General features: G+C 64.1%; 9 protein-coding genes. 5 read left to right on the top strand and 4 right to left on the bottom strand.

Features of this window, described 5'->3' with window-relative positions; all coding sequences use genetic code 11:
* Positions 1-398: 398 nt before the first annotated feature.
* From Q427_RS09660 to mpl, 3 genes are read right to left on the bottom strand one after another with little or no spacing between them, the layout of a single operon-like run.
* Positions 399-1,022, bottom strand: coding sequence for a LysE family translocator (locus Q427_RS09660; RefSeq protein ID WP_043513358.1), 624 nt, complete (start codon positions 1,020-1,022; stop codon positions 399-401).
* Positions 1,019-1,687, bottom strand: coding sequence for a flavin prenyltransferase UbiX (locus Q427_RS09655; protein ID WP_051496263.1), 669 nt, complete (start codon positions 1,685-1,687; stop codon positions 1,019-1,021). The genes Q427_RS09660 and Q427_RS09655 overlap by 4 nt, the downstream gene beginning before the upstream one ends.
* The gene (gene mpl, locus Q427_RS09650; RefSeq protein ID WP_043513356.1) at positions 1,680-3,059 is read right to left on the bottom strand and encodes a UDP-N-acetylmuramate:L-alanyl-gamma-D-glutamyl-meso-diaminopimelate ligase; all 1,380 of its coding nucleotides are present in this window, start codon (positions 3,057-3,059) and stop codon (positions 1,680-1,682) included. The genes Q427_RS09655 and mpl overlap by 8 nt, the downstream gene beginning before the upstream one ends.
* A 190-nt stretch (positions 3,060-3,249) precedes the next feature.
* Between mpl and Q427_RS09645 the strand changes: the two genes are divergently transcribed.
* Entirely contained in the window at positions 3,250-4,509 is a 1,260-nt protein-coding gene (locus Q427_RS09645; protein WP_043513354.1) for a 6-phosphofructokinase, read from the top strand.
* A 120-nt stretch (positions 4,510-4,629) separates the two neighbouring features.
* Here Q427_RS09645 and Q427_RS09640 read toward each other — a convergent pair whose 3' ends face one another.
* On the bottom strand, positions 4,630-6,282 hold the full coding sequence (locus Q427_RS09640) for a protein kinase domain-containing protein (RefSeq protein ID WP_442905474.1): 1,653 nt from the start codon (positions 6,280-6,282) through the stop codon (positions 4,630-4,632).
* 334 nt (positions 6,283-6,616) lie between these two features.
* Here Q427_RS09640 and ppa point away from each other — a divergent pair, with 334 nt between their 5' ends.
* From ppa to Q427_RS29980, 4 genes are all read left to right on the top strand, one after another.
* Complete coding sequence (gene ppa, locus Q427_RS09635) at positions 6,617-7,147, top strand: inorganic diphosphatase (RefSeq protein WP_043513350.1); 531 nt, start codon at positions 6,617-6,619, stop codon at positions 7,145-7,147.
* A gap of 332 nt (positions 7,148-7,479) precedes the next feature.
* Positions 7,480-9,348: a protein-disulfide reductase DsbD gene (dsbD, locus tag Q427_RS09630; protein WP_043513360.1), complete on the top strand. Its 1,869-nt coding sequence runs from the start codon at positions 7,480-7,482 to the stop codon at positions 9,346-9,348.
* Between the two features lie 234 nt (positions 9,349-9,582).
* Complete coding sequence (gene accB / locus Q427_RS09625; protein ID WP_043513348.1) at positions 9,583-10,041, top strand: acetyl-CoA carboxylase biotin carboxyl carrier protein; 459 nt, start codon at positions 9,583-9,585, stop codon at positions 10,039-10,041.
* Between the two features lie 29 nt (positions 10,042-10,070).
* Positions 10,071-10,228, top strand: a 158-nt coding sequence (locus tag Q427_RS29980) for a biotin carboxylase N-terminal domain-containing protein (protein WP_331280595.1), incomplete at its 3' end; no start/stop codon positions are given.

Raw genomic sequence — 10,228 nt, 5'->3', positions numbered from 1 at the left:
CGACTGGAGGCCGCAGGCCTTCCGGCGGTGTTGCCCGTATTCGCGACGACAACCAACCTTTCAGCCTCCGCCGAGGCGCCTGGCGGCGCCAGTCGCGATGCAGAGCAGCGCTCCTACAGCTGTCTTTTCCTGCCACGACACCACGCCGCTGTCGGAGGAAGCTTCAGCTCCGGTCCGACGCATCGGCGACTGGAGGCCGCAGGCCTCCCGGCGGTGTTGCCAAGGTTGACGGCTACCACTGACGCTGCGGCCTCCGTCGGGCGCCTGGCGGCGCCAGTCGCGATGGGGACTCGGAGCGCCGAACCGAGCGCTCCGACAGCTGCTTTCTCCACCAGACGCCTGCTGAGTCTTATGCGTAATCAGGTAGTTTTAACCTGCCTTGAGTGTGGGCGCGCGGTTCAGCCCAGCGCCAGCCAAAGGCCGACGCCGACCATCAGCGTGCCGGCGATACGATTGAGCAGCCTCACATTGCCGCTCTCGCCAAGCGCACGACGCAAACCTCGCCCTCCCGCGGCATACAGCAGCAGGCTGAGGAACTCGATGGTGAGAATCACCCCGATCAGAACGGCCAGCTGGCCCGGCAGGGCCCGGGAGGCATCGAGGAAGGGCGGCAGAAGTGCCACGAAGAAGGCCCAGCCCTTGGGGTTCGCTACCGCGGTGACGAAACCCTGCAGCGCCAGCTGACCACGGGAGGCCGGGGGCAGGTCGACGTTTTCGAGAGGGACCGCCATGCGGCCCCGGGACCGCCACATCATCACGCCCAGATAACCGAGATAGGCACCCCCCACCCACTTGAACAGGGCAAAGAGCTCCGGCTGGCGCAGCATCAGCGCGGCAACGCCGACACCAGCCGCGGCGGCCACCAGACCCACGCCCACCAGCTCGCCGGCCATCATCCACAGGGTGCGCTTCACCCCCTGGGTCATTCCCAGGACCATGGCAAGCGTCATGCACATGCCGGGAGTCAGCGACACGAACAGGAAGGTCGGGATGAAGACCGACAGGATCGACAGCTTGATCAAGCGTGCTCTCCATCACCTATTCCACGCGGGCCACCGCCTTCCGCTTCCCCCCAGCGGGGCATCAACCTGTGGTCGATGCCGAGCTGATTGAGGATTCGGGCGACGATGAAATCGACCAGGTCGTCGATGCCTTGTGGCCGATGGTAGAACCCCGGCGCGGCGGGCAGTATCACCGCCCCGAGCCGCGACAGTGCCAGCATGTGCTCGAGATGGATCGCCGACAGTGGTGTCTCGCGGGGCACCAGAACCAGCGTGCGACGCTCCTTGAGCGCCACGTCGGCGGCCCGCTCGATCAGGTTGTTGCTGGCCCCGGTGGCCACGGCCGACAGCGTTCCCGTGGAGCAGGGGCAGATCACCATGGCCGACGCGGCACCGGAGCCGGAAGCCACCGGCGCCATCCAGTCCTCGCGCCCAAAGCAGCGAATCTGACCTGGCGCCGCGGCGCACCGCTCGCTCAGCGCCTGGGCCAGACGCTCGGGCCGAGCCGGCAATTCCCGATCGGTCTCGGTAGCGATCACCAGGTGTGCTGCCTTGGAAACCATCACCCACACCTCATGCTCCGCTGCCACCAGCGCCTCTATCAGGCGCAGCCCGTACTGGGCTCCCGATGCGCCGGTAATGGCAACGGTGACCGGCGCCTTGAAGCCGCCACCCGCCTCAGCCATGAGCCACCTCCAGGGCCGCCAGCAGCTTTTCATGGATGCCGCCGAATCCGCCGTTGGACATCACAACGATACGATCCAGCGGCCTGGCTTCGGCCACCAGCGCTGCGACCAGCGCGTCGATATCCGTGACCAGATGAGCCGGCTCCACGATGGCTGCCAGTACCGGCTCCAGTGACCAGTCGAAGCCGGCAGGTTGATACCAGAAACTCTGGTCGGCAGCGGCGACGCTTGCTGCCAGCCTGTCGCTCAGGGTTCCCAGGCGCATGGTGTTTGAGCGCGGCTCGATCACCGCCAGCAGCCGTCCCCGGGTCGTCGCCGCACGCAGCCCCTCAAGGGTTGTCGCGATCGCCGTGGGATGGTGAGCGAAATCATCGATGACCTGGATACCGGCAATCTCGCCACGCACCTCCTGCCGGCGGCGGGGCGTCTCGAAGCGTGCCAGCGCCGCACAGCCCCTGGCCAGGTCGACGCCGCACGCATGTGCCGCTGCCAGCGCCGCCAGGGCATTGCGTGCGTTATGGATGCCCGTCAGTGACCAGTCGACCACGGCATCCTCATCGGTTTCCGCCTGCTGGTGGATCACCCGGAAGCGACTCGCATCGTCGCGCTCCAGCGCGAACCGCCAGGGACTCATTGGCTCCTCACCCATTCGCACGACCGGGGTCCAGCAGCCCTGTGCCAGTACGCGGTCGAGGGCGGGCTCGTCATCGGCCACCAGCAGCCTGCCGCGACCAGGTACGGTTCTTACCAGGTGATGGAACTGCCGCTCGATGGCGGCAAGGTCCTCGAAGATATCCGCATGGTCGAACTCCAGATTGCCGAGGATAGCGATCTCGGGGCGGTAGTGGACGAACTTGGAGCGCTTGTCGAAGAAGGCGGTATCGTATTCGTCGGCCTCGACCACGAAAGGCGCATCCGCTGCCCCGAGGCGGGCAGAAACATTGAAGTTGCGCGGCACCCCGCCGATGAGGAACCCCGGCGCCAGGCCGGCGGACTCCAGCAGCCAGGCCAACAGGCTCGCCGTCGTGGTCTTGCCATGGGTGCCGGCCACGGCAATGACCCGCCGCCCGGGGAGGACATGTTCCGCCACCCACTGGGGGCCGGACACGTAGGGCAGCCCCTGGTTGAGCAACGCCTCCACCTCCGGGTTACCGCGGGAGAGGGCGTTGCCGACGATCACCAGATCCGGGCGAGGCATGAGGTTGGCCGCATCATACCCCTCACGCAGCTCGATGCCCGCCTCCTCCAGTTGGGTGCTCATGGGTGGATAGACATTGGTATCCGAGCCACTGACCTGGAAACCCAGCTCCCTCGCCAACAGCGCCAGACTGCCCATGAACGTGCCACAGATGCCGAGAATATGAAGGTGCATCAGAATCCGACCTTATCGACAGGAAAATGGGCGCCAGCGCCCTACGCAGAAAGAGTCGGCAGACTAGCACGGCCCGCCGACGCGCCTCCAGCGGCGTGCAGCCATGCTGACTTTCGTCTAGAATAATTCGCCTTTTCGTGAAGCATGAAACGGACCCTTCCTCGCACGAGACCAGGAGCACGCAAGCCCCATGGCCCAGCATAACGCCTTCTATGCCCAGTCTGGCGGTGTCACCGCCGTGATCAACGCCAGCGCCTGCGGAGTGATCGAAGCCTGCAAGCGTCACCCCGACCGCATCGGCAAGGTCTATGCCGGACACAACGGCATCATCGGCGCCCTGACCGAGGACCTGATCGATGTCAGCCAGGAGAGCGACGAGACCATTACCGCCCTGCGCCATACCCCCGGCGGCGCCTTCGGCTCCTGTCGCTACAAGCTCAAGGATATCGAGACTCACCGCACCCAGTACGAGCGGCTGATCGAGGTCTTCCGCGCCCACGACATCCGCTACTTCTTCTATAACGGCGGCGGCGACAGCGCCGACACCTGCCTCAAGGTCTCCCAGCTCTCCGAAAAGCTCGGCTACCCCTTGACCGCGATTCACGTGCCCAAGACCGTCGACAATGACCTGCCGATCACCGACAACTCGCCGGGATTCGGCAGCGTGGCCAAGTACATCGCCACCTCGACACTGGAGGCCTCGCTGGATATCGCCTCCATGTGCGCCACCTCCACCAAGGTCTTCGTGCTCGAGGTCATGGGCCGCCATGCCGGCTGGATCGCCGCTGCCGGGGCGCTTGCCGGTAACGGGGAAGGCGAGCCTCCCCACCTGGTGATCTTTCCCGAGGTGGCATTCGATCGCGCCAGGGTCATGGACCGGGTGGAAGAGGCGGTGCAGAAGTATGGCTACTGTGTGATCGTGGTTTCCGAGGGCGCACGCTATGAGGATGGCACTTTCCTCGCCGACTCGGGCAATACCGACGCCTTCGGCCATCGCCAGCTGGGCGGGGTGGCGCCTACCCTGGCGGGCATGGTCAAGCAGGACCTGGGCTACAAGTACCACTGGGCCGTGGCCGACTACCTGCAGCGAGCCGCCCGCCACCTGGCCTCGAGGACCGATGTCGAGCAGGCCTATGCGGTCGGCGAGAAGGCGGTTGAGCTGGCCATTGAAGGCAAGAACTCGATGATGCCGGCCATCAAGCGCGTCAGCGAGACACCCTACGAGTGGCGCATCGAAGCCGCACCGTTGGCCGAGGTGGCCAACCGCGAGAAGTTCATGCCCGCTGAATACATCCGCGAGGATGGCTTCGGTATCACCGATGCATGTCGCCAGTACCTCTTGCCACTGATCCAGGGCGAGGATTATCCCCCCTTTGAAAACGGCTTGCCCAAGGTCGCCCGCCTCAAGCTGGCCAAGGTCGAACGCAAGCTGGAGGCGTTCAAGCTGTGAAAGGCGTGCCGTATTGTCGTGAGTGAACGGCCTTCGACACGGCCTATGCCAGCGACAGCATGGAGTGAACTTCAAACGGACCGGCCAGACATGGCCGGCCCGTCGTCCGCTGAGCCAGGCCTAACGCAGCAGCCAGGACAACACCAGCAGCAGCAGCAGGATTGCGGCGATACCCTGCCAGAAATTTGCCGGTTCGCGTAGCAGGCGAGAGGATTTCACGACTTTCCTCCCCTTACCGCCATGGTGACGCAGCGCATAGAGCAACTCCGACATGCGCCGGAAGCGCAGCGGGCGCTGCGGGTCCAGCGCCCGACGCAGGGTGTCGTCCAGCTCAAGCGTGACCTCCGGATTGAACAATCGAGCACTGCGATAGCTCAGCTGCTCCAGGTCGGTATGCCCCCGCAGCTGATTCGGGGCCAGCTCGTAGGGCAGCTTGTCGGTCAACAGCCAGTAGACGGTGGAAGCCAGGGAGTATTGATCGCTGCGCCGACCCACACTGTCATCCAGCGCATACTCCGGTGCGTTGTGTTCGCTGAGCCCGAGTTGACGCGCCAGCTCGCGGGAGCGGCGATGCCCCTCCAGGTCGCGCATGTGGCAGGCACTGAAATCGGTCAGTACGACCTGCCCGTGGATATCGATGAGGACATTGTCGGGATGAATGCGCTGATGCAGCAAGTCACGATGGTGGAGCGCCTGCACCGCCTTGCCCAGTTGAACCGCGATATCCAGCCGCTGCGCCAGGCTGGCCTGTGGGTGGCGCCTGGCCCAGTCGGTCAGGGTCATGCCGTCGACATAGACCATGAGGTAGTAGAGATAACGTCGCGGGCGGGAAGGCTCCATGACACGAGCCACGAAGGGTGACTTGACCCGCTCCACCACCCATTGCTGCAGCAGGAAGTGTTCGAGATAGGCGTTGCGGTTGGAGAGCTCCGGACTCGGGGCCTTCATCACCATCTCGCGTTCGGTGCGTGTGTCACGCACTCGATAAACCCGCGACTGGGCGTTACGCGACAGCACTTCCTGGATCTCCAGGCCATCGATTCGTTCGCCGGGCGACAGCTCAGGGGGGACCGGCAGGTCGCCATAGATACGCCCGGGATGGTCGCCCCCCTCCTCCGGCAGTTGATCGATACGCACCAGCTGGAAGCAGAACTGATCGGCGCCATACCCCCGGGCCTGAGCGCGGTCACGCGCCGCGCTGGCCAGCCGTTCACAGGCGGCATCGAGATCGCTGGCGTCCTCTCGAATCAGCTGGACATAGTCCGACGGCATCAGCGTGCCCCGTACCGCCTGGGTCGTGAACAGGAAGATATCGCCCTGCTTGAGGGGAAGCTGCAGGTAATCGATATCGATGCTGCCATCCAGCCCCATAGCCCTCGATGGGTAGCGATACCCCCCCAGATCGGTAATGTGGTCCCGCGAAAGCTGCTCGAATTCCGCACCACGCAGGCGAAAGACCAACGTATCGCCCATATGGAACAGGTGGGCCTCACGAGCCCGAAAGACCATGGCCGAAAGCGACGAGACGTAACTCCCATCCTCGACGAAGGTACTCTGACTGTAGCACCAGCCGTTGAGGGCACGCAGCACGCGGGTCGCCGACGTCTTGACGTCCCAATGATCGGGCGTGGAAAAGTAGTCGGCAAGAAAGCCACGCACGCTGAGATCGCCCGCCTGCTTGGCGATGGCATTGCGCGAACTGGTATCGCTGATCAGGGCGCAGGCGCCCTTCGCCGTGAGCTGGCCAACCTCGTCGGGAATACGAACCGACATGGAGCTGCGGTGGCGACGTCGATCCGGGGCCACGAAAGCCTGACCGACATTCAGTGACAGCTGGGTAGGTACCAAGGCACGCTCCTCACGATTTGCCGCTTGCACGATGTTTTTGCCAGATGCTGCCGTCGATCGCCCGGACTGCGACTTGCGCATGCCATCATACACGCTTGTCAGGGGCCAAGCCTGTCAACCAAAGCCCAAGCCCGCCGGAGGAAGCCAATCCATCACCTATGTCGCATTGGTAATCCCCTCTCCAGCTCCGTATAATGCGCCGCATTTCGGGCCACTCGCATTTTCGCCAAAGCATTTTCGCCAAACCAAGGAAGCGACGATGAACTTCGACAACATCCCTGCCGGCAAAGACCTCCCCAATGATGTCTATGTGGCGATCGAGATTCCTGCCCACCACACTCCGGTCAAGTACGAAATCGACAAGGAAATGGGCACGCTGCTGGTCGACCGTTTCATGGCCACCCCGATGTTCTACCCGGCCAACTACGGCTTCATCCCGCACACCCTGGCCGACGACGGCGACCCCCTCGACGCCCTGGTAGTCACTCCCGTGCCGGTCCAGGCAGGCAGCATCATCCGCGCACGCCCGGTGGGCATACTGAACATGACCGATGAAGCCGGCGAAGATGCCAAGCTGGTCTGCGTGCCCCATGCCAAGCTGAGCACCCTGTATGACGACGTGCATGAGGTCACCGACCTGCCCGAGCTGCTGCGCCAGCAGATCGCCCACTTCTTCGAGAACTACAAGGATCTCGAGAAGGGTAAATGGGTCAAGGTGGAGTCCTGGGAAGGTGCCGATGCCGCACGCAAGGCCATCGAAAAAGCCGTAGCCGCCTACGAAAAAGCCTGACACGGATTCCTCCCCGGATAAGATCGCGGGCCGCCCATTGGGCGGCCCGCGGTGTTACGCTCCCTGCACTTGCCGCAACCTTAATCTGCCGCAACCTTATCGACTGCCCCAGACCTGCCTTTACCCGAGGGATGGCCTGACTGGGGCTATCGTGCGACAAACAAACGCAGCCTAACGGGTCCGCTACAGTTCAAATGCTGTACCGACGTGAGTTATTCTGGCGGAGCGACTTTCCATCGCGCCTCATGCGCCGCCAGCGCGGGAACGCCAAGCGTCGATATGACGTCTCACTGGCGCCCGGCCTGGCCTGGAATGATCTGACCTGGAAAAGGATGACTGCGTTGCCTAACCGCTACCCCGCTCGATGGTTCGTCCTGCTGCTGCTCTTGTGGTTGCCGGCAATGGCCCATGCGCAGTGGTTCTCGTCCTCATCGAGCAACCAGGGTGACTTCCTGCCGGTCATGGAGGCCTTTCAACCCAGTGCGTGGCATGACGGCGAGACGCTCTACATCGGCTTCGAGAACGCCGAGGGATATTACCTCTATCGGCATCAGCTGGATGTCGAAAGCCGCAACGCCGGTCCCGAGCTGGGTGAACCAGAAATACCGCCGGGCGAATTCAAGAGCGACGAATTCCTTGGCGACGTCTACGTCTTCTATGAAAAGGTCGTCTTCGAAGCCCCCATCGAAGGTGGCACCGCCGGCCCGCTGGAGATCACGGTCCGATTTCAGGGCTGCGCCGACGCCGGGCTCTGTTACCCACCGGAGCAGGTCGACCTGCAGGCACCGGAACGCAACATGCCTGCCGCCTTCGCGGGCTGGCGTGACGGCGGTGAAAGCCCCAGCGATACGAATCGCGCAACGAACGCAGCCGGGACGCTGCAGCCACCTCAGAGCGCAGACGGCCGCTTCAATGCCCTGATCAGTAACGCCAGCCTTCCGCTGGCCCTCGGCCTGTTCTTCCTTGCCGGCCTGGCGCTGACCTTCACGCCCTGCGTACTGCCGATGGTGCCGATTCTCTCTTCGATCATCGTGGGCCAGAACCCGACCCGACCCCGTGCCTTTGTCCTGTCGGCCAGTTATGTCGGCGGCATGTCGCTGACCTACGCCGCGGTCGGCGTGCTGATGGGCCTGTTCGGCGCCGGCCTCAACCTCCAGGCCCACCTGCAGTCGGCCCCGGTCCTGATCGTCTTTGCCGCTCTCTTCACCCTCTTCGCCCTGGCCATGTTCGGCACCTTCGATCTGCGCCTGCCCCCTCGGCTGGCCGGGCGCGTCGATGCCTGGCAGGCTCGCGCCCAGCGCAGTGGCCCTCTGGGCCTGGCCGGCGCGGGCTCACTCTCGGTGCTGGTTGTCTCACCCTGCGTCTCGGCACCGTTGGCCGGCGCCCTGGTGTTCATTTCCACCACCGGAGACGCCGCCATGGGAGGCACCGCCCTGCTCGCGCTGGGCCTGGGCATGGGGGTGCCGCTGCTGCTGGTCGGCACCTTCGGYGCAACCGCACTGCCACGCACCGGTGCCTGGATGAACGGCGTCAAGATGCTCTTCGGCATACTGCTGCTCGGGGTGGCGATCTGGCTGGTGGAACGCTTGCTGCCGCCTCCGGTCACCCTGCTCCTCTGGGCCGCCCTCGCCATCGGCAGCGCCCTGGCCCTTGGCGCGCTCTCCCTCAACCTCGCCCAGGGCTGGCCACGGGTCCGCCAGGCCGCGGGTCTGCTGCTACTCGCCTGGGGCATCGCCCTGGTGATCGGTGCAGCACGTGGGGGCCATGATCCGCTTCGCCCCCTGGCCCCGCCGCTGGCCCAGACCGGCGGCGCCCAGCAGGACCTCGAGATAACCACTGTCGAAGACCTGGGCACACTGGAGGCCGCCCTGCTGCGCAACGCCGAACAGGCCATGCCCACCTTCGTCCACTTCACTGCCGACTGGTGTATCTCCTGCAAACAGATGGAGCGCCAGGTCTATCCCGCCCCTCAGGTGGCCGAGCCATTGTCGCAGTTCGCCCGCATCAACGTCGACGTGACCCGCAGCGGCGAATCGTCCCGAGAATTGCTGGACCACTTTGGCCTGTTCGGCCCGCCCAGCTTGATGTTCTTCGATCAGGGTGAAGAGATTCGTGAGGCTCGCATCCAGGGTGAGGTACGGGCCAACGATTTTGCTTCCCACCTGGAGAGCGTCCTCGACTGGCTTGGCCAGCGCAGCTGAACAGCACCTCGCCTATCTCATGCGCACGACCGTAGTGCACCTCTCCAGCGGGATGGCGAACACCGTTCCCTCTCGCTGGACATCGCTCGCGATTTTAGGCACACTCCGCCAACAACACTTATCAAGGCCGATAGCGTCGGCAATATTCAACATCTTGCCGGGATCTATCGAAAGTTGGCTTGGGTTAACAGCGCCCCGGCCACCTGTCACCTACTCACCGATCGAGACAGAGTCATGGACATCCGCAAGGTCAAGAAGCTGATCGAGCTGCTCGAAGAATCCAATATCAGCGAAATCGAGATTCAGGAAGGCGAAGAGTCTGTCCGCATCAGCCGTCATCCCAATGGCGTGAGCTGGCCGCAGCCCCACATGCCCCCCCAGTACGGTGCGCCACAGCCCGCGCCGGCCGCCGCGTCACCGTCACCGGAGCCGGCTGCCGAGACACCAACCCCGTATCAGGGCCACGCCTTGACCTCACCCATGGTCGGCACCTTCTACCGCAGCCCGGCGCCGGGGTCCAAGCCCTTCGTTGAGCTCGGCTCCAGCGTCAAGAAAGGCGAGACCGTTTGTATCGTCGAAGCCATGAAGATGATGAACCAGATCGAAGCCGATCGTGACGGCGTGATCGAGGCGATTCTGGTCGAGGACGGCGAGCCCGTTGAATTCGACCAGCCGATGCTCGTCATCTCCTGATCTTTCACCCAGAACTGGCGGACTCCATCATGCTGGACAAGGTTCTCATCGCCAACCGCGGCGAGATCGCACTGCGTATCCTGCGTGCCTGCAAGGAGCTGGGCATCAAGACCGTAGCCGTTCACTCCAAGGCAGACCGTGAACTGATGCACGTGCGCCTGGCTGACGAGGCCGTATGCATCGGGCC

The organism is Halomonas sp. BC04, from assembly GCF_000568385.1.
This window is presented reverse-complemented; position numbering and strand designations above follow the sequence as displayed.

Coding starts and splice junctions, on each gene's coding strand:
- ppa (WP_043513350.1), top strand. CDS start 6,617: ATGAACTTCGACAACATCCCTGCCGGCAAAGACCTCCCCAATGATGTC.
- Q427_RS09645 (WP_043513354.1), top strand. CDS start 3,250: ATGGCCCAGCATAACGCCTTCTATGCCCAGTCTGGCGGTGTCACCGCC.
- accB (WP_043513348.1), top strand. CDS start 9,583: ATGGACATCCGCAAGGTCAAGAAGCTGATCGAGCTGCTCGAAGAATCC.
- mpl (WP_043513356.1), bottom strand. CDS start 3,059: ATGCACCTTCATATTCTCGGCATCTGTGGCACGTTCATGGGCAGTCTG.
- Q427_RS09640 (WP_442905474.1), bottom strand. CDS start 6,282: ATGTCGGTTCGTATTCCCGACGAGGTTGGCCAGCTCACGGCGAAGGGC.
- Q427_RS09655 (WP_051496263.1), bottom strand. CDS start 1,687: ATGGCTGAGGCGGGTGGCGGCTTCAAGGCGCCGGTCACCGTTGCCATT.